The sequence below is a fragment of the Streptomyces purpurascens genome, from assembly GCF_045040895.1.
In the GTDB taxonomy this organism is placed as follows: Bacteria; Actinomycetota; Actinomycetes; order Streptomycetales; family Streptomycetaceae; genus Streptomyces; species Streptomyces purpurascens.
Genome location: NZ_CP108341.1, coordinates 2,395,727 through 2,419,131, shown reverse-complemented (window position 1 = coordinate 2,419,131; position 23,405 = coordinate 2,395,727). Strand labels below are relative to the sequence as shown.

17 protein-coding genes are annotated in these 23,405 nt (G+C 72.6%); 9 read left to right on the top strand and 8 right to left on the bottom strand.

Annotation, left to right across the window (positions count from 1 at the left end; all coding sequences use genetic code 11):
- Positions 1-118 precede the first annotated feature (118 nt).
- The 6 genes from trpC to lgt all read left to right on the top strand — a co-directional run bounded on the left by trpC (position 119) and on the right by lgt (position 5,215).
- Positions 119-928, top strand: a complete 810-nt coding sequence (gene trpC, locus OHU35_RS11055; RefSeq protein ID WP_189728982.1) for an indole-3-glycerol phosphate synthase TrpC — start codon at positions 119-121, stop codon at positions 926-928.
- A 21-nt stretch (positions 929-949) separates the two neighbouring features.
- Positions 950-1,174, top strand: a complete 225-nt coding sequence (gene trpM, locus OHU35_RS11050) for a tryptophan biosynthesis modulator TrpM (RefSeq protein ID WP_189728980.1) — start codon at positions 950-952, stop codon at positions 1,172-1,174.
- A 59-nt stretch (positions 1,175-1,233) separates the two neighbouring features.
- On the top strand, positions 1,234-2,520 hold the full coding sequence (trpB, locus tag OHU35_RS11045; RefSeq protein WP_189728978.1) for a tryptophan synthase subunit beta: 1,287 nt from the start codon (positions 1,234-1,236) through the stop codon (positions 2,518-2,520).
- Positions 2,517-3,335: a tryptophan synthase subunit alpha gene (trpA, locus tag OHU35_RS11040; RefSeq protein WP_405505243.1), complete on the top strand. Its 819-nt coding sequence runs from the start codon at positions 2,517-2,519 to the stop codon at positions 3,333-3,335. Before trpB ends, trpA begins: the two co-directional genes overlap by 4 nt.
- An 86-nt stretch (positions 3,336-3,421) precedes the next feature.
- The gene (locus OHU35_RS11035) at positions 3,422-4,198 is read left to right on the top strand and encodes a thioredoxin domain-containing protein (protein WP_189728974.1); all 777 of its coding nucleotides are present in this window, start codon (positions 3,422-3,424) and stop codon (positions 4,196-4,198) included.
- Between the two features lie 84 nt (positions 4,199-4,282).
- Positions 4,283-5,215 carry a prolipoprotein diacylglyceryl transferase gene (gene lgt, locus OHU35_RS11030; protein WP_189728972.1) on the top strand — a complete coding sequence of 311 codons (933 nt, stop codon included), beginning with the start codon at positions 4,283-4,285 and terminating at the stop codon, positions 5,213-5,215.
- Between the two features lie 66 nt (positions 5,216-5,281).
- Here lgt and OHU35_RS11025 read toward each other — a convergent pair whose 3' ends face one another.
- Genes OHU35_RS11025 through OHU35_RS11000 form a run of 6 tightly spaced genes read right to left on the bottom strand, consistent with a single transcriptional unit; the run spans position 5,282 to position 12,166 of the window.
- The gene (locus tag OHU35_RS11025; protein WP_405505242.1) at positions 5,282-6,106 is read right to left on the bottom strand and encodes an HpcH/HpaI aldolase/citrate lyase family protein; all 825 of its coding nucleotides are present in this window, start codon (positions 6,104-6,106) and stop codon (positions 5,282-5,284) included.
- Complete coding sequence (locus tag OHU35_RS11020; RefSeq protein ID WP_405505241.1) at positions 6,103-7,302, bottom strand: CaiB/BaiF CoA transferase family protein; 1,200 nt, start codon at positions 7,300-7,302, stop codon at positions 6,103-6,105. The genes OHU35_RS11025 and OHU35_RS11020 overlap by 4 nt, the downstream gene beginning before the upstream one ends.
- Positions 7,299-8,732 carry an ADP-ribosylglycohydrolase family protein gene (locus OHU35_RS11015; protein ID WP_189728967.1) on the bottom strand — a complete coding sequence of 478 codons (1,434 nt, stop codon included), beginning with the start codon at positions 8,730-8,732 and terminating at the stop codon, positions 7,299-7,301. Before OHU35_RS11015 ends, OHU35_RS11020 begins: the two co-directional genes overlap by 4 nt.
- Positions 8,720-9,889 (bottom strand): ADP-ribosylglycohydrolase family protein, encoded by a 1,170-nt coding sequence (locus tag OHU35_RS11010; RefSeq protein WP_405505240.1) that lies wholly within the window; start codon positions 9,887-9,889, stop codon positions 8,720-8,722. Before OHU35_RS11010 ends, OHU35_RS11015 begins: the two co-directional genes overlap by 13 nt.
- A gap of 7 nt (positions 9,890-9,896) precedes the next feature.
- A complete protein-coding gene (locus OHU35_RS11005) occupies positions 9,897-11,147 on the bottom strand; it encodes an ADP-ribosylglycohydrolase family protein (RefSeq protein ID WP_405505239.1) in 1,251 nt (416 codons plus the stop codon).
- A complete protein-coding gene (locus tag OHU35_RS11000) occupies positions 11,144-12,166 on the bottom strand; it encodes an ADP-ribosylglycohydrolase family protein (RefSeq protein WP_405505238.1) in 1,023 nt (340 codons plus the stop codon). The genes OHU35_RS11005 and OHU35_RS11000 overlap by 4 nt, the downstream gene beginning before the upstream one ends.
- Before the next feature lie 227 nt (positions 12,167-12,393).
- Here OHU35_RS11000 and OHU35_RS10995 point away from each other — a divergent pair, with 227 nt between their 5' ends.
- The 3 genes from OHU35_RS10995 (at position 12,394) to OHU35_RS10985 (ending at position 19,564) form a co-directional block, all read left to right on the top strand.
- Positions 12,394-13,125 carry a VIT1/CCC1 transporter family protein gene (locus tag OHU35_RS10995; RefSeq protein ID WP_405505237.1) on the top strand — a complete coding sequence of 244 codons (732 nt, stop codon included), beginning with the start codon at positions 12,394-12,396 and terminating at the stop codon, positions 13,123-13,125.
- Between the two features lie 384 nt (positions 13,126-13,509).
- Positions 13,510-18,108, top strand: a complete 4,599-nt coding sequence (gltB, locus tag OHU35_RS10990; RefSeq protein WP_189729210.1) for a glutamate synthase large subunit — start codon at positions 13,510-13,512, stop codon at positions 18,106-18,108.
- Entirely contained in the window at positions 18,101-19,564 is a 1,464-nt protein-coding gene (locus OHU35_RS10985) for a glutamate synthase subunit beta (RefSeq protein ID WP_189728959.1), read from the top strand. Before gltB ends, OHU35_RS10985 begins: the two co-directional genes overlap by 8 nt.
- A 139-nt stretch (positions 19,565-19,703) precedes the next feature.
- Here the strand turns inward: OHU35_RS10985 and OHU35_RS10980 are convergent, their stop codons facing one another.
- Both OHU35_RS10980 and OHU35_RS10975 read right to left on the bottom strand, forming a co-directional pair.
- Entirely contained in the window at positions 19,704-20,672 is a 969-nt protein-coding gene (locus tag OHU35_RS10980) for an ABC transporter ATP-binding protein (protein ID WP_405505236.1), read from the bottom strand.
- The gene (locus OHU35_RS10975; RefSeq protein WP_405505235.1) at positions 20,669-23,404 is read right to left on the bottom strand and encodes an ABC transporter permease; all 2,736 of its coding nucleotides are present in this window, start codon (positions 23,402-23,404) and stop codon (positions 20,669-20,671) included. The genes OHU35_RS10980 and OHU35_RS10975 overlap by 4 nt, the downstream gene beginning before the upstream one ends.
- Between the last annotated feature and the right edge of the window lies 1 nt (position 23,405).

Sequence of the window (23,405 nt, the reverse complement as noted above, 5' to 3'; positions counted from 1 at the left end):
AGTGGGACCGGCGTCAACCGGATGTGAGGCCTACGCCCCGCTGCGGATACCATCGCAGTGACCATCGGTTTTCGACTGGTCGCTGGAACTGTCAACCGTCTGGAAGGGGGCCGCTCGCGTGAGTGTGCTCGACGAGATCATCGACGGAGTCCGTGCCGACCTCGCGGAGCGGCAGGCGCGCGTCAGCCTCGACGAGCTCAAGGAGCGCGCGGCGAAGGCTCCCGCGGCCAAGGACGGCGCGGCGGCACTCCGCGGCGACGGCGTCAAGGTCATCTGCGAGGTCAAGCGCTCCAGCCCGTCCAAGGGCGCGCTGGCCGCGATCGCCGACCCGGCCGGGCTCGCCGCTGACTACGAGGCGGGCGGCGCGGCCGTCATCTCGGTGCTCACGGAACAGCGGCGCTTCGGAGGCTCGCTCGCCGACCTCGAGGCGGTCCGCGCCCGCGTCGACATCCCCGTCCTGCGCAAGGACTTCGTCGTCACGTCGTACCAGCTCTGGGAGGCCCGGGCCTACGGCGCCGACGTCGTCCTGCTGATCGTCGCGGCCCTCGACCAGCCCGCCCTGGAGTCCCTCATCGAGCGCGCCGAGTCCATCGGGCTCACCCCGCTCGTCGAGGTGCACGACGAGGACGAGGTCGAGCGGGCGGTCGACGCCGGCGCCCGTGTGATCGGCGTCAACGCGCGCAACCTCAAGACCCTCGAGGTCGACCGCGGCACCTTCGAGCGCCTGGCGCCCGAGATCCCCGACCACATCATCAAGATCGCCGAGTCCGGCGTCCGCGGCCCGCACGACCTCATCGCCTACGCCAACGCCGGCGCCGACGCGGTCCTGGTCGGCGAGTCCCTCGTCACCGGCAAGGACCCCAGGACGGCGGTCTCCGACCTGGTGGCGGCGGGCGAGCACCCCGCACTCCGGCACGGCCGGGGCTGATCCCCCGCTAGGCTTGCCCCGATGACTCTCACCATGACGACCGTGGACCGGTACGCCCGCCTCGCGCGCGGCTGCCGCCCCCGCGGCTGCCGAGCCCCGGCCCGCCGGGTCCACGGCCGCCGCGTGCGGTACGTCATCGGTGACGAACCGGGCCAGGTCAACGGCATGCGATGGCAGCGCCCCTCTTTTGCTTCTGGGGGCGCGGGGAACTGCGCGAACGGCCACAGCGGTCCCGCAGTCGACTGACCACCCTTGCCCCCACGGCGACTAGTGCATTCCACACACACTCACCGTGAGGTATCCGCATGCCCAGCCAGTTCTTCATCCCCGACCCGGAGGGTCAAATCCCCAGCCCCGAAGGCTACTTCGGGGCGTTCGGCGGCAAGTTCATCCCGGAGGCCCTCGTCGCCGCCGTGGACGAGGTGGCCGTCGAATACGACAAGGCCAAGCACGACCCCGAGTTCGCCAAGGAACTCGACGACCTGCTGGTCAACTACACCGGCCGCCCCTCGGCGCTCACCGAGGTCTCCCGCTTCGCCGCGGAAGCGGGTGGCGCACGGATCTTCCTGAAGCGGGAAGACCTCAACCACACCGGCTCCCACAAGATCAACAACGTCCTCGGCCAGGCCCTGCTCACCAAGCGCATGGGCAAGACCCGCGTCATCGCCGAGACGGGCGCCGGCCAGCACGGTGTCGCCACGGCCACCGCCTGCGCGCTCTTCGGCCTCGAGTGCACGATCTACATGGGCGAGATCGACACCCAGCGCCAGGCCCTCAACGTCGCCCGCATGCGCATGCTCGGCGCCGAGGTCATCGCCGTGAAGTCCGGCAGCCGCACGCTGAAGGACGCCATCAACGAGGCCTTCCGCGACTGGGTCGCCAACGTCGACCACACGCACTACCTCTTCGGTACGGTCGCCGGCCCGCACCCCTTCCCGGCCATGGTCCGCGACTTCCACCGGGTCATCGGCGTCGAGACCCGCCGCCAGCTCCTGGAGCGCGCCGGACGCCTCCCCGACGCGGCCGTCGCCTGCGTCGGAGGCGGCTCCAACGCCATCGGCCTCTTCCACGCCTTCATCCCGGACACGGACGTACGCCTCATCGGCTGCGAGCCGGCGGGCCACGGCGTCGAGACCGGCGAGCACGCGGCCACCCTGACCGCCGGCGAGCCCGGCATCCTGCACGGCTCGCGCTCGTACGTCCTTCAGGACGACGAGGGCCAGATCACCGAGCCCTACTCGATCTCGGCCGGCCTGGACTACCCGGGCATCGGCCCCGAGCACTCCTACCTCAAGGACTCCGGCCGCGGTGAGTACCGCGCGGTCACGGACGACGCGGCCATGCAGGCCCTGCGCCTGCTGTCCCGTACCGAGGGCATCATCCCGGCCATCGAGAGCGCCCACGCGCTGGCCGGCGCCCTGGAGGTCGGCAAGGAGCTGGGCAAGGACGGGCTGATCGTGGTCAACCTGTCCGGCCGCGGCGACAAGGACATGGACACCGCGGCCCGCTACTTCGGCCTCTACGACACCGATGCCGAGGTCGCCGCCGACGCGGACACCGACACCGCCGAGATCGAGGGGGACGCCAAGTGAGCGGCAACATCCAGCTGTTGAGCGACAGCCTCGCCGCGGCGAAGTCCGAGGGCCGGTCCGCTCTCATCGCCTACCTCCCGGCCGGGTTCCCGACCGTGGACGGCGGCATCGAGGCGATCAAGGCCGCCCTCGACGGCGGCGCCGACGTCGTCGAGGTCGGTCTGCCGCACAGCGACCCCGTCCTCGACGGCCCCGTCATCCAGACCGCCGACGACATCGCCCTGCGCGGCGGCGTGAAGATCGCCGACGTGATGCGCACGGTCCGCGAGGCCCACCGGGCCACCGGCAAGCCGGTCCTCGTCATGACGTACTGGAACCCCATCGACCGCTACGGCGTCGAGCGCTTCACCGCCGAGCTCGCCGAGGCGGGCGGCGCCGGGTGCATCCTGCCCGACCTGCCCGTGCAGGAGTCGGCGCTGTGGAGGGAGCACGCGGAGAAGCACGGGCTCGCCACGGTCTTCGTCGTCGCCCCCAGCAGCAAGGACGAGCGGCTCGCGGACATCACCGCCGCGGGCAGCGGCTTCGTCTACGCCGCCTCCCTCATGGGCGTCACCGGCACCCGCGCGACCGTCAGCTCGCAGGCCGAGAACCTGGTGGAACGCACCCGCGCCACCGGCACCGGCCTGCCCGTCTGCGTGGGGCTCGGCGTCTCCAACGCCACCCAGGCCGCCGAGGTCGCCCGCTTCGCCGACGGCGTGATCGTCGGCTCGGCGTTCGTCAAGGCCATGCTGGACGCCCCGGACGACGCGGCCGGTGTCGAGGCCGTCCGCGCGCTCGCGGGCGACCTCGCCAAGGGCGTGCGCCGGCAGGCGTAAGAAACCGGGAAGTCATACCGGTCCCTCGTAAGGGTGGACCTGGGGCTGGGGAGGCGCGGTGCGCCTCCCCGGTTCGTTTCCGGGGTGTGAGCGAGAAGAACCGTGAGGGAAAGCGCACCGCCCGGGAGAAGCTGGCGGTCGAGCGTGAGAAGCAGAAGTCCGCGGACAAGCGCCGGCGCGCGCTGATCGTGGGCGGGGCCGTCGTCGCCGTCCTGGGTCTCGCGGCGGTGATCGGCGTCGTCGCCGCCAACGCCGGCAAGGAGGACGAGAGCGAGGCGTCGGGCCCGGTCGTGGTCCCCTCGGGAGCGCAGGGCAAGGACGGCCTCGCCATCCCCGTCGGCAAGGACAGCGCCAAGTCCACGCTCACGGTGTGGGAGGACTTCCGCTGCCCGGCCTGCAAGTCCTTCGAGACGACGTACCGGCCGGTGATCCACGAGCTGACCGAGGCCGGCGAGCTGAAGGTGGAGTACCACCTGGTCACCCTCATCGACGGCAACATGGGCGGCACCGGCTCCCGCAACGCCGCCAACGCCGCGGCCTGCGCCCAGGACGCCGGGAAGTACCCCGCGTACCACGACGTGCTCTTCGACAACCAGCCCCCCGAGGTCGACGACGCCTACGCCGACAACGACAAGCTGGTCGAGCTGGCCGGCAAGGTCGACGGCCTGGACACCCCCGCCTTCCGCAAGTGCGTGCGGAACGGCACGCACAACGGCTGGGTCGCCAAGTCCCATCAGGCCTTCAACAAGGGCGGCTTCTCGGGCACGCCGACCGTGCTGTTCAAGGGCGAGAACATCTACCAGGACCGGGCGATGACCCCGGCGAAGCTGAAGAAGATGGTGCTGGAGGAGAACAAGGGGTAAAGGCTTTTCTCACGCCCCCGTTATGGACCCGTAGCCGGGCTGCCTGCCGTGGGCCCGGTGCGGCAGGGTAGCGTCGACCTTGCCATGGAACTTGCCTTCATTCCCAGCCCGTCGCGCGGGGTGCTGTACCTCGGCCCCATTCCGCTGCGCGGCTACGCGTTCTGCATCATCATCGGCGTCTTCGTTGCCGTCTGGCTCGGCAACAAGCGCTGGATCGCCCGGGGCGGGCGGGCCGGCACGGTGGCCGACATCGCGGTCTGGGCCGTGCCCTTCGGCCTGGTCGGCGGCCGGCTCTACCACGTGATCACGGACTACGAGCTGTACTTCAGCGAGGGCCGTGACTGGGTGGACGCCTTCAAGATCTGGGAGGGCGGTCTCGGCATCTGGGGCGCGATCGCGCTGGGCGCGCTGGGCGCGTGGATCGGCTGCCGCCGCCGGGGTATCCCGATGCCGGCCTACGCCGACGCCGTCGCCCCGGGCATCGCCCTCGCCCAGGCCATCGGCCGCTGGGGCAACTGGTTCAACCAGGAGCTGTACGGCAAGCCGACCGACCTGCCGTGGGCCCTGGAGATCACGTCCTCGGCGGACGGGCGGGTGCCGGGCACCTACCACCCGACGTTCCTGTACGAGTCGTTGTGGTGCATCGGCGTCGCGGTCCTGGTCATCTGGGCCGACCGCCGCTTCCGGCTCGGACACGGGCGGGCGTTCGCGCTGTACGTCGCCGCGTACTGCGCGGGGCGTGGGTGGATCGAGTACATGCGCGTCGACGACGCCCACCACATCCTGGGCCTCCGGCTGAACGTGTGGACCGCGATCCTCGTGTTCCTGCTCGCGGTCGCCTACCTGGTGATCTCGGCGAAGAAGAGCCCCGGCCGGGAAGAGGTCGTGGAGCCCGGTGCGGAGGTTTCCGGCGGCGAAGCCGACGGGGGCGAGAAGGCCGCCGCTGACGCCGACAAGGACGACGACGAGGCCGAGGACGAGGCCAAGGACGGGGCCGGGTCGGCGAAGAAGACCTGACCGTCCGCCGTACGTATACGTGTGACCGAGGGCGCCCGGAGATGTTCCGGGCGCCCTCGGTGTGTCTCAGCGACGGCGGGCCAGGGACAGTGTGCGCTGGGCCGCCGTCACCACCGCCGCGTCGACGAAGCAGCCGTCCGCGAGAGCCTGGGCGCCCTGCTGCGTCGCCGCCGCCTTGAGGATCGTCTCCGCCTGTTCGATCTCCCCCTCGGTGGGCAGATAGGCGCGTTCGATGACCGGCAGCTGACGGGGGTGGATCGCGGCGCGGCCCAGGAAGCCCAGGGCGCGGCCGTGGGCGCAGGAGGCGGCCAGCCCCGCCAGGTCGTGGATGTCCGGGTGGACCGACTGCGCAGGCGGGGGCAGGCCTGCAGCCCGGGCGGCCACGATCACCCGGGAGCGGGACCAGTCGAGACCCGCGTCGTCCCGTACGCCCAGGTCGGCCCGCAGGTCCGCCTCCCCGAGCGCGATGCCCCGCAGGGACGGGTGGGCGCCGGCGACGGCGTACGCCTGTTCCACGCCGAGGGCCGTCTCCAGGAGGGCGTACAGGGGCAGACCCGGGGGGACGGCGCGCTCGGCGATCCGGACGACCTCGGCGGGTGAGGTGATCTTGGGGAGTCGCAGGGCGCAGAGGCCGGGGGCGCGGGCCACGGCCGCGATGTCCGGCGCGGCCCACGGGGTGTCCGGGGCGTTGACGCGGACGTGGACCGGGACCGGTGGCAGGTCGCCGAGCAGGTCGGCGGTGGCGGCGCGGGCGTAGGCCTTGCGATCCGGGGCGACCGCGTCCTCCAGGTCGATGACGACGATGTCGGCGCCGGAGGTGAGGGCCTTGGCCACCACGTGCGGGCGGTCGCCCGGGGCGTACAGCCAGGTGAGCGGGTACGCCGCCGTCACAGGGCGCCCTCCGTGCGCAGCGCCGTGAGCTCGGCCGGGGACAGGCCGAGCTCGGTCAGGACCTCGTCCGTGTCGGCGCCGTGCGGGCGGCCGGCCCAGCGGATCGCGCCGGGCGTGGCGGAGAGGCGGAAGAGGACGTTCTGCATGCGCAGGGGGCCCAGTTCCGGGTCGTCGACCGTGGTGATGGTGTTCAGGGCCTGGTACTGCGGGTCCGCCATCACGTCCCGGACGTCCTGGACCGGGGCCACCGCCGCCTCCGCCTTCTCGAAGGCCGCCAGGACGTCCGTGCGGGTGCGCGCGGCGATCCAGGAGCCGACCGCCTCGTCCAGGAGATCGGCGTGGCGGGCGCGGTCGGCGCCCGTGGCGAACCACGGTTCGTCGATCAGTTCCGGGCGGCCCACCAGGTGCATCACGCGCTCCGCCACCGACTGGGCCGACGTCGAGACGGCGACCCAGGTGCCGTCCGCCGTGCGGTAGACGCCGCGCGGGGCGTTGTTGGGGGAGCGGTTGCCGGTGCGGGGCTGGACGTGGCCGAGCTGGTCGTACCAGAGGGGCTGGGGGCCGAGGGCGGCCAGGATCGGTTCGATCAGGGCCATGTCGACGACCTGGCCCTCGCCGGTGCGCTCGCGCGCCGCCAGCGCCGTCATCACGGCGTACGCCGTCGTCAGGCCCGCGATGGAGTCGGCCAGGCCGAACGGCGGGAGGGTCGGGGGCGCGTCCGGTTCGCCGGTGATCGCGGCGAAGCCGCTCATCGCCTCGGCGAGGGTGCCGAAGCCGGGGCGATGAGCGTAGGGGCCGAACTGGCCGAAGGCGGTGACGCGGGCCAGGACCAGGCGCGGGTTGGCGGCCGACAGCTCCGGCCAGCCCAGGTCCCACTTCTCCAGGGTGCCGGGGCGGAAGTTCTCGATGACCACGTCGGCGGTGGCGGCGAGGCGCAGGAGGGTGGTGCGGCCGCCGGGCTTCGACAGGTCCAGGGTGATGGTGCGCTTGTTGCGGCCGAGCGTCTTCCACCACAGGCCGACGCCGTCCTTCGACGGGCCGTGGCCGCGGGAGGGGTCCGGTTTCGACGGGTGCTCGACCTTGACGACCTCGGCGCCGAAGTCGCCGAGCAGGGTGGCGGCGAGCGGGCCGGCGAAGAGGGTGGCGAGGTCGAGGACGCGGAGGCCGGTGAGGGGAGCGGTCGTGGCAGCGGTCATGGGCGGTGGGTCTCCCGGTGCGTGAGGTGGGCGAGAGCGTCGAAGCCGATGCCGTCGAAGTCGCCGACGGACGTGGCGAGACGGTTCTTCAACGGAGCCGTCCAGCGGTCGGGGAGTGCCGCGGGGTGTCCGGCCAGCAGGCCGGCGACGCTGCCGGCCGTCGCGCCGTTGGAGTCGGTGTCCCAACCGCCGCTCACGGCACGGCAGACGGAGCCGGGGAAGTCGCCGTTCGCGTGGGTGAGGGCGGCGGCGATCAGGGCGGTGTTGGGGACGGCGTGCACCCAGTGGTACGTGGGGGAGTGGACGGCGTGGAGTTCGTCCACGACCGTGTCGAAGTCGTCGTGCTCGCCCGCCAGCCGGACGGCGTGGCGGACGGCTCGGGCGAGGCGGGAGCGTGGGGGGACGACGGTGAGGCCGGTGCGCAGGCAGGCGTGGATGTCGTGTTCGCCCGTCGCGGCGGTCGCGAGGGTGGCTGCCGCGAACATCGCCGCGTAGACGCCGTTGGCGGTGTGGGTGAGCGTGGCGTCGCGGTGGGCCTGTTCCGCGGCGGCGGCCGGGTCACCGGGGTTGGTCCAGCCGTGGACGTCGGCGCGGATCAGGGCGCCGATCCATTCGCGGAACGGGTTGCGATGGCGGGCGGTGTGCGGGGGTTCCAGGCCGGAGAGCAGGTTGCGGTAGGCGATGCGCTCGGCGGTGAAGGTGCGGCCGGCGGGGAGTTCGTCGAGCCAGGTGCGGGCCACGTCCGTGGTGGTGAAGGCGCTGCCGTGGCGTTGGAGGACGAGGAGATTGAGGAGGGGGTAGTTGAGGTCGTCGTCCTCGGGCATGCCGTCGATGTTCTCGGCGAGGGAGGTGGCCGCCGAGCGGCGGTTCCAGGGGTGTGCGGTGAGGAGTTCTGCCGGGACGCCTCGGGCTGTGAAATAGGTGGTGAGGGGCCAGTTGCCGGTGGATCGGGCCAGTTGGCGAATGGCTTCGAGGGGGAGCTTCTCTACGGGTTTGCCGAGCAGGCAGCCGACGGCTCGGCCCAGCCAGGCGGCTTCGAGGTGCTGCGGGGTTGTTGCTGAGGGCGGGGTGGGGACGCCCGCCCGCGCTGGCGGGGTGCCGCCTGCGCCCACCCGTGCCGCCCCAGCGGCACGACTGCCCGCAGACAGCGGCCAGTTCGTGCAAGCCGACTTGATTCCGTCCAGGTCCGTTGGTTCTTCGTCCGCCAAGCTGCTCGGCAGGTCCGCCAGTTCGTCCAGGAGGTCTTCCGCCAGCTGGCGGAGGTAGCGGGACGCCGGGGTCGGGGACGCGCCCGCCGTAAGGGGGGCCTCTCCGCCGCCCGCCGTTGTCCAGCGGGCCGCGATCGCCTTCGGCTCGCGGCCGTCCTGGGATGCCTGGCGGAGTTCGTGGCCGATCAGGTCCTCCGGCTGGACCCAGGTCAGTCGGAGCATGCCGGGCCTCCGAGGGACGCGAAGGCCTGTTCGTGGGTGCGGCGGCGGGATACGTCCCGGGCGAAGATCTCGCGGGTCACGGCCGTGAGGGTCGTAGCCGGTTCCCAGAGGTCCAGGCGGCTGGCCTCCGCGACCGTCTTGGACCAGTCCTGGGGGACCGGCGAGCCGAGGGCACCGGACATGGCCCCCGCCATCGTGGCGATGGAGTCGCAGTCGCGGCCGTAGTTCACCGCGCCGAGGACCGCGTGGCGGTAGTCGCCCCCGGCCACGAGCAACATGCCCAGCGCTACGGGGAGTTCCTCGATCGCGTGGAGGCGGGAAGGGCGGCGGGCACCGAGGGAGGGCGACCGGTAGTCGGGGCCCACCGTGTCGTAGGGGGCCACCGCCTCGCGCAGGGGGCGCAGCGCCGATTCGAAGTCCGTGTGCCGGGAGGCCTCCTCGCAGACCCGCTCGATGGCCGTGCGGGTGCCGTCCTTCGCCAGGGACAGACAGGCCGAGACGACCGATTCCGGCGTCGCTCCCGGGGTGCACGCCGCCGCCACCGCCGCGGCCAGGACGCCCGCCGCCTCACGGCCGTACGACGACTGGTGCGCGCCGGCGATGTCGAGTGCCTCGGCGTACGCCGCCGGCGGGTTGGCCGCGTTGACCAGGCCGACCGGAGCCATGTACATCGCCGCACCGCAGTTGACGATGTTGCCGGTGCCGGCCTCGCGCGGGTCGGCATGGCCGTAGTGGAGCCTCGTCACCAGCCATTTCTCCGCCAGGAAGATCCGCTGGAGGGGGAGGGCCTCCGTCTCCAGTTCCGGGATCCAGCGCGGCTCGGTCATCAGGTCGGGGACGAGGTGGTCGGCGACCGCGTAGGCGTCCAGGTGGTCGCGGACCCGGGCGTAGACGCGGACCAGGGCGTGGGTCATCAAGGTGTCGTCGGTGATGTGGCCGTCCCCCTTGTGGTACGGGGCGAGGGGGCGGGCGGTGCGCCAGGCGTCTCCGTGCCAGGGGCCGACGATGCCGTGGACGCGGCCGCCGTGGCGTTCGAGGATCTGCTCGGGTGCCCAGCCCTCGACGGGGCCGCCGAGGGCGTCGCCGACGGCGGCCCCGGTCAGGGCACCGGTGATCCGCTCGTCCAGCGGGGCGTTTTGGTGTGGTTTGGGGTTCATGGCCGCATCATCCACCTGGGCGGGCCGGTTGTGCGGCTTCGAGGAGTTCGGCGAGTTCTACGAGGTCGGTGCCGGTGAGACGGGGGAGGACGCAGCCGGAGAGCGTGCGGCAGGTCTTCCGCCAGGAGGCCGGGATCGAGGCGCCGCCGCCCAGCGCGCCGGTGAGGGCGCCCGCCAGGGCCGGGGCGGAGTCCGCGACCCGGGACAGACAGGCCGCGGCGGGGACCGCCTCCGCGATGCGGCCGCGGGCGGCGGTGGCCAGGGCGAGGGCGACCGGGACCGTTTCGGCGGCGGCGATGCCGTAGCTGTAGACGTGGTCGACGATCTGGTGTTCCAGGGGCGGGACCAGGGCGAAGGCGCTGTCCGCGGCGGCGGCGAGGTGCAGGGCGTGCCGGGCGTTGCGGCCGATCTCCGTCTCCTCGGGGAGTTCGGCGAGGGCCGCCGTGACGCAGGCGTCGACGTTCGCCCCGGCCAGGGCGAGGGCGAGGGCCGCCGCCATCGCGCGGGCGCCGTGCACGCCGTCGCCGTCCTGGGTGTAGCGGGCGTCGAACTCGGCGAGTGCGGCGGCGCGGCCGGGGTCGCCCGGGTGGGCCATGGCCAGGACACAGGCGCGTACGCAGGCCGCGTCGTCGAAGTAGTGCGGGTTGTCGTGGCCGGTGGCGGGCGGTCGCAGGCCGGTGGCGAGGTTGCCGAGGCCGGCGCGGACGGAGATGCGGGCGCGCAGGGGGAGGACGGCGGACTCGATCTCGGGCGCGCGGTCCGCTGCGGCGGCGACCTCGGCGGCGAGGGCGTTCCAGGTGAGGTCGATGGCGGCTCGGGTGCGGCGTTCGCGGCTGAGGTCGTTCAGGACGGTGTCGTCGCCTGCGCGCAGGAGGGCTTCGGCGGCGAAGGCCGCCCACTCGGCGTCGTCGGAGGGGCCGAGGCGGAGGGGTTCGGGGGGCTGGTTCAGGGCGATCGGGACCGGGAGGGTGGTGGTGGCGTTGTGTTCGGCGAAGGTGTCCAGTTCGCGGGTGAGGCGGCGGGTCCAGTCGGGCATGCGGGCGGCTCTGTGGCGGGCGGCGGGCCAGCCGGCGGCGTCTCCGGCGGCGAGTCCGAGCAGGAGGCCTTCGGCCTTTCTGTCTCCCGCTCGCGCACCGCTCGTAAGTGTCACCCGAAGGGTCCTGGTCTCCCGTGGGGCGCCTTCGCCGTCGGCGGTCTCGGGTGGTGGCCCCTGCGGGGGCTTCTCACCGTCGGCGGCTGACGGTGCCAGCGGGGTCATGCCCGTACCTCCGTCCCGCTGTCCGCTGCCAGCAGGTCCGCCACGTCCAGGACGTGGTAGCCCGCCATCGCTGGGAGGCAGCTGCCGAGGACCGGGCCGATGGGGGTGGCCCAGGACTGCGGGATCGCCGCGACACCTTGCGTCGCTCCCGCCAGCGCCCCCGCCACCGCCGCCGTCGTGTCCGCGTCGCGGCCCATGTTCACCGCTGTCAGGACGGACTGTTCGAAGTCGCCGTCGGCCGCCGCGTACGCGCCGAAGGCAAGGGCGACCGCCTCGGGGGCCAGGTCGGTCCAGGGGTAGCCGCCGATGACGACCGCGGAGCGGACCGCCCGTTCGCCGCGGTGGGCCACCGCCACCGCGCGCCGCAGACAGCGGGCCGTCCACGAGTCGTCGGGCACGACCGCGAGGGCGGCGGCCACGACCGCGATCGCCGGGGCGCCCGCCATCGCCGCCGCCACGCCCGCCGCCACCGCCTGGCCGCCGTAGATGCCCTCGCCGTCGTGGCTCACCGAGCCGTCGATGGCGACCAGGCGGGCCGCTTCCGCCGGGCGGCCCGCCGCGAACACCCCGAAGGGGGCCGCGCGCATCGCCAGGCCGTCGCTCCAGGCGTGCCGGTGCTGGGCGGAGATCGGGGCGGCCAGGCCCCTGCGCAGGTTCTCCAGCGTGCCGCGCTCGCTGAAGCCGGCGCCCCGGAAAGGGCCCTCGTCGCGGTCGGCGATCCACTCGTGCCAGGCCGCCTCCACATGCGCCGGGGTGAGTGCGGAGCCGTGCCGGGCCAAAAGGAGACCGGAGAAGATCGCGTACTCGGTGTCATCCGTGCCGGACGGGTTATCAGTGACGTAGCCGGTGATGCGGCCCCACCGGGCGCGGATCTCGGAGGGCTTCATGTTCTCGGCGGGGGCGCCGAGGGCGTCACCGACGGCCAGGCCCAGCAGCGCGCCCCGTGCCCGCTCGCGGAGCTCGGCGGCGTCCCCGGGCCCGGGCGCCGGGACGGAGGGGATACAGGCGATCGATGCCATACGGCATGTGTCCCACTCCGGCGACCGCCCCGAGCCTCGGGAGCCACAGCATCACCCGGTCGACATCTGTGCGGGGTGATGATCAAGTGAGCGCAGAAGGGTAAAACCGCAGGTTAGCCCAGCCTTTCCTTGCTGGCGGCGCCGGAATTCACGGCGTATTTTGGGTGTTATAAAAATCTGGAACTCGTCCAAAGAAGCCGTTGAAGCAAGGGAATCGGGGATCTTTCATGGCCATCATCGAGACCGAGGCGACGCTGCACGAGGCGCACCGGGACAACCACACGCACCGGGACGTGAACGGCGGCTGGCTGCGTCCCGCGGTGTTCGGTGCGATGGACGGTCTCGTCTCCAATCTCGCCCTGATGACCGGCGTCGCGGGCGGATCCGTGAGTCAGCAGACCGTGATCCTCACCGGACTCGCGGGTCTGGCCGCCGGCGCCTTCTCCATGGCCGCCGGCGAGTACACCTCGGTGGCCTCGCAGCGCGAGCTCGTCGAGGCCGAGCTGAACGTGGAGCGGCGTGAGCTGCGCAAGCACCCGAAGGACGAGGAGGCCGAGCTCGCCTCGCTCTACGAGGCGAGAGGCGTCGAGCCGCGGCTGGCCCGGGAGGTCGCCCGGCAGCTGTCGAAGGATCCCGAGCAGGCGCTGGAGATCCATGCCCGCGAGGAGCTGGGCATCGACCCCGGCGATCTGCCCTCGCCCACCGTGGCCGCGGTGTCGAGCTTCGGCTCCTTCGCGCTGGGCGCGATGATCCCCGTACTGCCGTATCTGCTGGGTGCGAGCACCCTGTGGCCCGCCGTGCTCCTGGCGCTGCTGGGGCTCTTCCTGTGCGGAGCGGTGGTGGCCAAGGTGACGGCCCGCACCTGGTGGTACAGCGGGCTGCGGCAGCTGCTCCTGGGAGGCGCGGCGGCCGGTGTGACGTACGCCCTGGGCACCCTGTTCGGAACGGCCGTAGGATAGTTCGGCTCGGACTTATGCGTTGGGCCGCATAAGTAGCCGTTACTCGCTGGTTTCGGATACGCAACCACGGGGCATGAGCCGTAAGCGCTGCGGGCAACGACGCTCACCGCGCACCCCCAGCGGGATGGGCGAAGACGCCCGTTCCCGCCATCGGGCCCGGCGGGCATCGATCTCACCCGGTCGTTCCGTGCCGGCCCCCATAGCTTCCACCGTCCGCGCGGAACCCCCGCCGCGCACCTGCGGTGTCCGCATGTTGGAACGGATTATCCCGCTTCCCGAGAACCGCTCCATCATGTAACCTGCACGAAATTTTGCGATCACGCAGAGGGCCAACGTCGTCCCTCGGCACTTTGCATATGCCACATGACGACGACGGGAGAGCCGATGCGTACGCCGCGCCAGCCGTCCCAGCACTCCGCGAATGGCCAGAACTGGTCGTTCATGGATGCTCGCCCTGCTGCGCAGGGTATGTACGACCCCCGCAACGAGCACGACGCCTGCGGCGTCGGCTTCGTCGCCACCCTCACAGGCGAGGCGTCCCACACCCTGGTCGAGCAGGCTCTGACCGTCCTGCGCAACCTCGAACACCGCGGTGCCACCGGCTCCGAGCCCGACTCCGGCGACGGCGCCGGCATCCTGTCGCAGGTTCCGGACGCCTTCTTCCGTGACGTGGCCGGATTCGAGCTGCCCGAGGCCGGCGGATACGCCGTCGGCATCGCCTTCCTGCCGGAGGACTCCACCGCCGACGCCGTCTCGAAGATCGAGACGCTCGCGTCCGAAGAGGGCCTCACCGTGCTCGGCTGGCGCGAGGTGCCGGTCGCGCCCCAGCTGCTGGGTGCCACCGCCCGGTCGACCATGCCGGTCTTCCGCCAGATCTTCGTCTCGGACGGTTCCTCGACGGACATCGCCCTGGACCGCAAGGCCTTCGTGCTGCGCAAGCGCGCCGAGCGCGAGGCCGGCGTGTACTTCCCGTCGCTGTCCGCGCGGACCATCGTCTACAAGGGCATGCTGACCACCGGCCAGCTGGAGCCCTTCTTCCCGGACCTGTCCGACCGCCGCTTCGCCTCCGCGGTCGCGCTCGTCCACTCCCGGTTCTCGACGAACACGTTCCCGTCGTGGCCGCTGGCCCACCCCTACCGCTTCGTCGCGCACAACGGTGAGATCAACACCGTCAAGGGCAACCGCAACTGGATGGTGGCCCGCGAGTCGCAGCTCGTCTCGGACCTCTTCGGCTCCGACGACAAGGCCCTGGACCGGATCTTCCCGGTCTGTACGCCGGACGCCTCCGACTCCGCTTCCTTCGACGAGGTCCTCGAACTCCTGCACCTGGGCGGCCGTTCCCTGCCGCACTCCGTGCTGATGATGATCCCGGAGGCGTGGGAGAACCACGACTCCATGGACCCGGCCCGGCGCGCCTTCTACCAGTACCACTCCACGATGATGGAGCCCTGGGACGGCCCGGCCTGTGTCACCTTCACCGACGGCGTCCAGGTCGGCGCCGTGCTCGACCGCAACGGCCTGCGCCCCGGCCGCTACTGGGTCACCGACGACGGCCTCGTCGTCCTCGGCTCCGAGGTCGGCGTCCTGGACATCGACCCGGCCAAGGTCGTCCGCAAGGGCCGCCTCCAGCCCGGCCGCATGTTCCTCGTGGACACCGCCGAGCACCGCATCATCGAGGACGACGAGATCAAGGCCGAGCTCGCCGCCGAGAACCCGTACGCGGAGTGGCTGGAAGCCGGCGAGATCGAGCTGGGCGACCTGCCCGAGCGCGAGCACATCGTCCACACCCACGCCTCGGTCACCCGCCGCCAGCAGACCTTCGGCTACACCGAGGAGGAGCTGCGCGTCCTCCTCGCGCCGATGGCCAAGGCCGGTGCCGAGCCGATCGGCTCGATGGGCACCGACTCGCCGATCGCGGCGCTCTCGGACCGCCCGCGGCTGCTCTTCGACTACTTCACCCAGCTGTTCGCGCAGGTCACCAACCCGCCGTTGGACGCGATCCGCGAGGAGCTCGTCACCTCGCTGCGCTCCGCGCTGGGCCCGCAGGGCAACCTGCTCGAGCCGACCGCGGCCTCCTGCCGCAGCGTGCTGCTGCCCTTCCCGGTGATCGACAACGACGAGCTGGCCAAGCTCATCCACATCAACGCCGACGGCGACATGCCCGGCTTCAAGGCCGCGACGCTGTCCGGCCTGTACCGGGTGCACGGCGGCGGTGACACGCTGGCCGCGCGCATCGAGGAGATCTGCGCCGAGGCCGACGCCGCGATAGAGAACGGCGCCCGGCTGATCGTCCTGTCGGACCGCCACTCGGACGCCGAGCACGCGCCGATCCCGTCGCTGCTGCTCACCGCGGCCGTCCACCACCACCTCATCCGCACCAAGCAGCGCACCCAGGTGGGCCTGCTGGTCGAGGCCGGCGACGTCCGCGAGGTGCACCACGTCGCCCTGCTCATCGGCTACGGCGCCGCCGCCGTCAACCCGTACCTGGCGATGGAGTCCGTCGAGGACCTGGTCCGCGCCGGCACCTTCCTGCCCGGCATCGAGCCCGAGCAGGCCATCCGCAACCTCATCTACGCCCTCGGCAAGGGCGTGCTGAAGGTCATGTCCAAGATGGGCATCTCGACCGTCGCCTCCTACCGCGGCGCCCAGGTCTTCGAGGCCGTCGGCCTGGACGAGACCTTCGTCGAGGCGTACTTCAACGGCACGGCCACCAAGATCGGCGGCGTCGGCATCGACGTCATCGCCAAGGAGGTCGCCGCCCGCCACGCCAAGGCCTACCCGGCCTCCGGCATCGCCCCGGCGCACCGCGCGCTGGAGATAGGCGGCGAGTACCAGTGGCGCCGCGAGGGCGAGCCGCACCTGTTCGACCCGGACACGGTCTTCCGTCTCCAGCACTCCACGCGCTCCGGCCGCTACGACATCTTCAAGAAGTACACCGAGCGCGTGAACGAGCAGTCCGAGCGGCTGATGACGCTGCGCGGCCTGTTCGGCTTCAAGTCGGGCCGGCAGCCGATCTCCATCGACGAGGTCGAGCCGGTCTCCGAGATCGTCAAGCGGTTCTCGACGGGCGCCATGTCGTACGGCTCCATCTCCCAGGAGGCGCACGAGACCCTCGCCATCGCCATGAACCAGCTGGGCGGCAAGTCCAACACCGGTGAGGGCGGCGAGGACGCGGAGCGTCTGTACGACCCGGCCCGCCGGTCGTCCATCAAGCAGGTCGCCTCCGGCCGCTTCGGTGTGACCTCGGAGTACCTGGTCAACGCCGACGACATCCAGATCAAGATGGCCCAGGGCGCCAAGCCCGGCGAGGGCGGCCAGCTGCCCGGCCACAAGGTCTACCCGTGGGTCGCCAAGACGCGTCACTCGACGCCGGGCGTCGGCCTCATCTCGCCGCCCCCGCACCACGACATCTACTCCATCGAGGACCTGGCCCAGCTGATCCACGACCTGAAGAACGCGAACCCGCAGGCGCGGATTCACGTCAAGCTGGTCTCGGAGGTCGGCGTCGGCACGGTCGCCGCGGGTGTCTCGAAGGCGCACGCGGACGTCGTCCTGATCTCCGGCCACGACGGTGGTACGGGTGCCTCGCCGCTGACGTCGCTCAAGCACGCCGGTGGCCCCTGGGAGCTCGGTCTCGCCGAGACCCAGCAGACGCTGCTGCTCAACGGCCTGCGCGACCGCATCGTCGTGCAGACCGACGGTCAGCTGAAGACCGGCCGTGACGTGGTCATCGCCGCGCTGCTCGGCGCCGAGGAGTTCGGTTTCGCGACCGCGCCGCTCGTCGTCTCCGGCTGCGTCATGATGCGCGTCTGCCACCTGGACACCTGCCCGGTCGGCATCGCCACCCAGAACCCGACGCTGCGCGAGCGCTACTCCGGCAAGGCCGAGTACGTCGTGAACTTCTTCAAGTACATCGCCGAAGAGGTCCGCGAGATCCTCGCCGAGCTGGGCTTCCGCTCCATCGAGGAGGCCGTCGGCCACGCCGAGGCCCTCGACGTCACCCGCGCGGTCGACCACTGGAAGGCGCAGGGCCTGGACCTGGAGCCGCTGTTCCACGTGCCCGAGCTGCCCGAGGGCGCGGTGCGCCACCAGCTGATCGCCCAGGACCACGGGCTGGAGAAGGCGCTCGACAACCAGCTGATCAAGCTGGCCGCCGACGCCCTGTCCGCCTCGGACGCCACCGAGGCCCAGCCGGTGCGCGCCCAGGTGCAGATCCGCAACATCAACCGCACGGTCGGCACCATGCTCGGCCACGAGGTGACGAAGAAGTTCGGCGGTGCGGGCCTGCCCGAGGACACCGTCGACATCACCTTCACCGGCTCCGCCGGCCAGTCCTTCGGCGCCTTCGTGCCGCGCGGTGTCACGCTGCGCCTGGAGGGCGACGCCAACGACTACGTCGGCAAGGGCCTCTCCGGCGGCCGTGTGATCGTCCGCCCGGACCGCGGCGCCGACCACCTCGCCGAGTACTCGACGATCGCGGGCAACACCATCGCCTACGGCGCGACCGGCGGCGAGCTGTTCCTGCGCGGTCGTACGGGCGAGCGGTTCTGCGTCCGCAACTCCGGCGCCACGGTCGTCTCCGAGGGTGTGGGCGACCACGGCTGCGAGTACATGACCGGTGGTCACGCGGTGGTGCTCGGCGAGACGGGCCGCAACTTCGCGGCCGGTATGTCCGGCGGTATCGCGTACGTCATCGACCTGGACCGCGACAACGTCAACGTCGGCAACGTGGACGCCGTCGAGCCGCTGGACGACACCGACAAGCAGTGGCTGCACGACGTGGTCCGCCGCCACCAGGAGGAGACGGGCTCGACCGTCGCCGAGAAGCTCCTGGCCGAGTGGGACACCGCCGTCGAGCGCTTCAGCAGGATCATCCCCAGCACGTACAAGGCAGTGCTCGCCGCCAAGGACGCCGCCGAGCGAGCCGGTCTCTCCGAGACCGAGACCCACGAGAAGATGATGGAGGCGGCGATCAATGGCTGACCCGAAGGGCTTTCTGAACCACGGCCGCGAGGTCGCCAAGTCCCGCCCGGTCGAGGAGCGCCTCAAGGACTGGAACGAGGTCTACGTCCCCGGCTCCCTGCTGCCCATCATCAGCAAGCAGGCCAGCCGCTGCATGGACTGCGGCATCCCGTTCTGCCACAACGGCTGTCCGCTGGGGAACCTCATCCCCGAGTGGAACGACTACGCCTACCGCGAGGACTGGGCCGCCGCCTCGGAGCGGCTGCACGCGACGAACAACTTCCCGGAGTTCACGGGCCGTCTGTGCCCCGCTCCCTGTGAGTCGGCGTGTGTGCTCGGCATCAACCAGCCGGCCGTCACCATCAAGAACGTCGAGGTCTCGATCATCGACAAGGCGTGGGAGACCGGGGACGTCGCCCCGCAGATCCCGGAGCGCCTGTCCGGCAAGACGGTCGCGGTCATCGGCTCGGGCCCGGCCGGTCTGGCCGCCGCCCAGCAGCTGACCCGGGCCGGTCACACGGTCGCCGTCTACGAGCGCGCGGACCGTATCGGAGGCCTCCTCCGCTACGGCATCCCCGAGTTCAAGATGGAGAAGCGGCACATCAACCGCCGTATCGAGCAGATGCGCGCGGAGGGCACCCGCTTCCGCACGGGCATCGAGATCGGCCGCGACCTGAAGGCGACGGACCTGAAGAAGCGGTACGACGCGGTGGTCCTGGCCGTCGGCGCGACCACGGCCCGCGATCTGCCGGTGCCCGGCCGCGAGCTCCAGGGCATCTACCAGGCCATGGAGTACCTGCCCCTGTCCAACAAGGTCCAGGAGGGCGACTTCGTGGCGCCCCCCATCACGGCCGAGGGCAAGCACGTCGTGGTCATCGGCGGTGGCGACACCGGCGCGGACTGCGTGGGCACCGCCCACCGCCAGGGCGCGGCCTCCGTCACGCAGCTGGAGATCATGCCCCGCCCGGGCGAGGAGCGGAACACGGCCTCCCAGCCGTGGCCGACCTTCCCCATGCTGTACAAGGTCACCTCCGCGCACGAGGAGGGCGGCGAGCGGGTCTACTCCGTCTCGACGACCCACTTCGAGGGCGACGAGGACGGCAACGTCCAGTGGCTGCACCTCACCGAGGTGGAGTTCATCGACGGCAAGCTGACCCCGAAGCCGGGCAGCGAGCGCAAGATCCCCGCCCAGCTGGTCACCCTCGCCATGGGCTTCACCGGCACCGACCGGGAGAACGGCCTCGTGGAGCAGTTCGGCCTGGACCTCGACGAGCGCGGCAACATCGCCCGCGACGCCGACTTCCAGACCAACGTGCCGGGCGTGTTCGTCGCCGGTGACGCGGGCCGCGGCCAGTCGCTCATCGTGTGGGCGATCGCGGAGGGCCGCTCGGCCGCGCGCGGGGTGGACCGCCGCCTCACGGGTGTCAGCGAGCTGCCGGCCCCGATCCGCCCGACGGACCGTGCGCTGATGGTCTGACGCGCACCCCCAGAACGTCCCGTACAAAGGCGTACGGGCGGGATATCTGGGGGGATACCCCCCAGACCCCCCGAGATGGCGCCTGCCCCACAGTCCCCGACCGGACGACCGGGCAGGCGCTGTCGCATGTCCGGGGCCGTCAGCCGTTCTCGCTCCCGTTCCGGTCCGGCCACACCTGGATGTGGTCCTCCTCCAGTTCCAGCAGCACCCGGTCCGCCATGCCCAGGGCCGTCGTGTACTCGTCCGGCAGCTGCAGACGGCCCGCGCGGTCGAGCATCGCGTACTCGCGGGCCACCAGGGACTCCTGGCCCGCCTCGTCGACCTCCGTGCGGCGCAGTACCTCCGTCGAGGTGCGGCCGTCGCGGATCGCCACCGTGCGGCGGACCTCGCCGGCGACGGCCTGGTCGTGCGTGACGATGACGATCGTCGTGCCCAGCTCCTCGTTGGCCCGGCGGAACGCCGCGAAGACCTGCTGGCCGGTCGCCGAGTCCAGTTCGCCGGTCGGCTCGTCGGCGAGCAGTACGGCGGGGGCGTTGGCCAGGCCGACGGCGATCGCGACGCGCTGCTGCTGACCGCCGGACAACTGCCCCGGACGCCGGTCCCGGCAGTCGGCGACACCGAGCATGGCCAGCAGGTCGTCCGCCCGTCCGGCCCGTTTCCGGCGCGAGGCGCCCGCCAGCTGCAGGGGCAGGGCGACGTTCTGCGCCGCCGTCAGATACGGCAGCAGATTGCGCGCCGTCTGCTGCCAGACGAAGCCGACCACCTCGCGCCGGTAACGCAACCGGGTCTTCGCGTCCATCGCCAGCAGATCGCGGCCCGCGACCTTCGCGGCGCCCGCGGTCGGGACGTCCAGGCCCGCCAGGATGTTCATCAACGTCGACTTGCCGCTGCCGGACGCCCCCACCAGGGCCATCAACTCGCCCTCGCGCACCAGGAGATCGAGCCCCTGGAGCGCCTGCACCTCCACGGCGTCCCCGCCGCCGCGCTTGGCGAAGATGCGCACCAGCCGGTCGCAGGCGATCAGGGCGTCGTGCCCGTACGCGGGCCGGTCGCGGTGGTGTGCCGCCCGCCGCTCCAGCTCCGCGAGCGACTCCGTCGTACCGCTCATCGCATGTCTCCTGCCCTGAGGTGAGTGATCGGTGTCCGGCGTCCCGCCCACCAGGCCTGCGCGACGGCCACCGCTCCTGCCAGCAGCACCGCGCCCGCGGCGGGCAGGGCCAGGGACCACACATCGGCCCGCAGCGCGGCACCACCCGGCGCCGTGACGCCGGACGCGTCGGGGAGAGCCAGCCGCTCCAGGTCGACGCCGGGGGCGAGCAGCCCCACCGTGGCCCAGCCGACGGCCATGCCCCCGCCGGCCGCGAGCAGCGTCTGGGGCAGCGCCTCCAGGCCCAGCAGCCGCCGCCCCTGGCGGGCCGTCAGGCCCAGGGTGCGCAGCCGGGCCAGCAGCGCCGCTCGTTCCGGTGCCGACCGCAGCAGCCCGAGCACCAGGGCGAGCAGGGCGTACCCCGCGCTTCCCGCGACGGCCCAGACGTAGATCCGTTCCGCGCCCGACTGCAGCGGCGAGTCGGACAGCGCCGCGCGTGCCTCGCCGCGCAGTTCCACGGAGAGCTCCGGCCCGGCGCCGCGCACGGCCGCCCGCAGCGCCTTCGCGTCCAGCCCGGCACCGGCCGCCAGCAGGACCGTGGGGCGGCGGAAGTCCTTCAGCCCCGCCGCGTCGACCAGCAGGAACTCGCCCTCGGGGACGGCCGGGGTACGGGGGCGCACGGCGGTGATGCGCACCGTGACGGCTCCGCCCGGCAGCATGATCCGGCGCGGCTCGCGCCCGAGCCGCTCGGCGACCTCGGGGGAGGCGACGGCGTCCCGCACCCCGCCCCCGGACCGCAGCCGGTCGGCCTCGAACCCCCCGAGCCCCATCTGCCGGGCCAGCCCCGCGTAGGAGTCCGGCTCGGCCCCGACCACCGTCAGCGACCGCGTCGTGTCGGACGCGCGCTCCGAGGCGAACTCGACGCCGACGGGCACGACCTGCCCCACGCCCGCCACCTCTCCCACCACCCGGGCCAGCCCCGCCGGGAGCGGGCCGCCGTCGGTCGTGGAGATCCGTACGTCCGCGCCCGTCTCCAGCAGCGCGGCCCGGTCCCGGGCGTCCGCCACGCCGGTCAGCACGGACCCCCCGAACGCGGCCGTCGTCAGGGCCGTCAGCAGGGCCAGCAGCGGCAGCGTGGCGACCGCCGCCGGGGAGCGGCCCGCGTGGGCCAGCGACAGGAACCCGACCACGCCGCGCAGCCGCCCGGCCGGGCCGGCGGCCCACCGCAGGGGCAGCGGGTACAGCCGTACCAGGACCAGCGCGGCGACCAGCCCGATGAGCACCGGGGCGGCGCTCACCAGCAGGTCGCCCGTCGTCTCCGTACCGCGTCGGCGCAGCGCCGCCACCGAGCCCACGGCCAGCACCAGCAGGGTCAGTTCGGCGACCGTGCGGCGCGCGCCGGGCCTGGCATGGGCGAGGTCGTCGCGCTCCTGGTGCGCGCGCGGCCTGCGATGCGCCATGACCGCGCGCACCGGCAGCACGGCACAGGCGAGCAGGGCCACCGCGCCCGCCCCGAGGACGCCGGGCAGCGGCCGGCCCTCGTCCACGACGAGCACCGCGAGCAGCAGACCGCACGCCGCCGCGGGTACCGCCGGCACCGCGGCCTCGGCCAGCAGCCGCCCGGCGATGCCGGGCAGGGAGCCGCCCCGGGCGCGCAGCAGGGCGAGTTCGGCGTCCCGGCGGGCGGCGGCCAGGCCACCGCTCATCACCAGGACGACCACGGCGACCGCGGCGATGCCGAAGGCCGCGACGGCGACCACGGGCGTGATCGCGTCAAGGGTCTGGGTGTAGGAGCCTGCGATCTGCTCCAGGCCGGTGGACACCTGGGCCGTCGGACCGGCGGCCCCGCGCATCCGCACCAGCCCGGGCCCGTCCTCCAGGGAGGCGACCGCCTCGACGAGCGCCGAGGTGTCCGACCCGGTGAGCCGCCCGGTCGCGGGCGCGAACCGCCAGTACTTCTCCGGCTCGCCCTGCCCGCCGAGCAGCGCCGGCGCGGCCCCCGGCGCCAGCAGGACGCCCGCCTCCCAGTAGAACATCGGGAGACGGCTTCCGGTGGAGGTCAGGCCAGGTGTGCGCAGGACCGGCTCGGCGGACCAGTAACTCCGCTGCGGGTGCCGGGGTTCGACGATGCCGGTGATCCGTACGGTCAGCGGCCCGTCCAGGAAGTCGGCCAGGGTGAGCGTGGAGCCGGTCCGCAGCCGCAGCGTGCGTGCGGTCTCGGCGGTCACGGCTCCTTCCACCACCCTGGTGTCCACGGTGACCGGTGTCTTCGCGGCCGGCAGCCGGCCCTCCCGGACGGTGGCGTGACCGGCCAGCCCCGACTGCGTGGCCAGGGTGAAGCGGGGCGGCAGCCCGTCGGGCCGGGGCAGCGACGCCTCCTGTGCCTCCAGGCTCTTCGCGGTCCGCACCCCGTACGCCGACTCGGCCGGGTCCGCCCGCAGCGGTGCGGGCAGCAGGGACCGCGCCGCGCCGTCGACGGCCTTCAGCGCCTTCGGCAGGACCTCGTCCGCACGGTCCTTCTCCGGCAGTTCGAGACCGGGCTGCACCGCCTTCAGCTCCAGCACGGTGGACTCGGGGGAGGCACCGGCGACCGCCGCGCGCAGCCCGTCCGTCTCGTACGCCTCGACGGCCCGGGGCAGGACGGCCGCGAGGAACGCCGTGACCAGCACCAGCACACCGAAGGCGACGGTGGCCACCGGCGCGGCCCGCAGCCGTGTCCGCACCCAGGGCGCACCCTGTTCCCTCGGCGGCATC

What these genes read in the sequence shown, in the direction of transcription:
- OHU35_RS10985 (WP_189728959.1), top strand. Translation starts at nt 18,101, where the DNA reads ATGGCTGACCCGAAGGGCTTTCTGAACCACGGCCGCGAGGTCGCCAAG.
- OHU35_RS10980 (WP_405505236.1), bottom strand. Translation starts at nt 20,672, where the DNA reads ATGAGCGGTACGACGGAGTCGCTCGCGGAGCTGGAGCGGCGGGCGGCA.
- OHU35_RS11010 (WP_405505240.1), bottom strand. Translation starts at nt 9,889, where the DNA reads ATGAACCCCAAACCACACCAAAACGCCCCGCTGGACGAGCGGATCACC.
- lgt (WP_189728972.1), top strand. Translation starts at nt 4,283, where the DNA reads ATGGAACTTGCCTTCATTCCCAGCCCGTCGCGCGGGGTGCTGTACCTC.
- OHU35_RS10995 (WP_405505237.1), top strand. Translation starts at nt 12,394, where the DNA reads ATGGCCATCATCGAGACCGAGGCGACGCTGCACGAGGCGCACCGGGAC.
- OHU35_RS11015 (WP_189728967.1), bottom strand. Translation starts at nt 8,732, where the DNA reads ATGCTCCGACTGACCTGGGTCCAGCCGGAGGACCTGATCGGCCACGAA.
- trpM (WP_189728980.1), top strand. Translation starts at nt 950, where the DNA reads ATGACTCTCACCATGACGACCGTGGACCGGTACGCCCGCCTCGCGCGC.
- OHU35_RS11005 (WP_405505239.1), bottom strand. Translation starts at nt 11,147, where the DNA reads ATGACCCCGCTGGCACCGTCAGCCGCCGACGGTGAGAAGCCCCCGCAG.
- OHU35_RS11000 (WP_405505238.1), bottom strand. Translation starts at nt 12,166, where the DNA reads ATGGCATCGATCGCCTGTATCCCCTCCGTCCCGGCGCCCGGGCCCGGG.
- OHU35_RS11020 (WP_405505241.1), bottom strand. Translation starts at nt 7,302, where the DNA reads ATGACCGCTGCCACGACCGCTCCCCTCACCGGCCTCCGCGTCCTCGAC.
- gltB (WP_189729210.1), top strand. Translation starts at nt 13,510, where the DNA reads ATGCGTACGCCGCGCCAGCCGTCCCAGCACTCCGCGAATGGCCAGAAC.
- trpB (WP_189728978.1), top strand. Translation starts at nt 1,234, where the DNA reads ATGCCCAGCCAGTTCTTCATCCCCGACCCGGAGGGTCAAATCCCCAGC.
- OHU35_RS10975 (WP_405505235.1), bottom strand. Translation starts at nt 23,404, where the DNA reads ATGCCGCCGAGGGAACAGGGTGCGCCCTGGGTGCGGACACGGCTGCGG.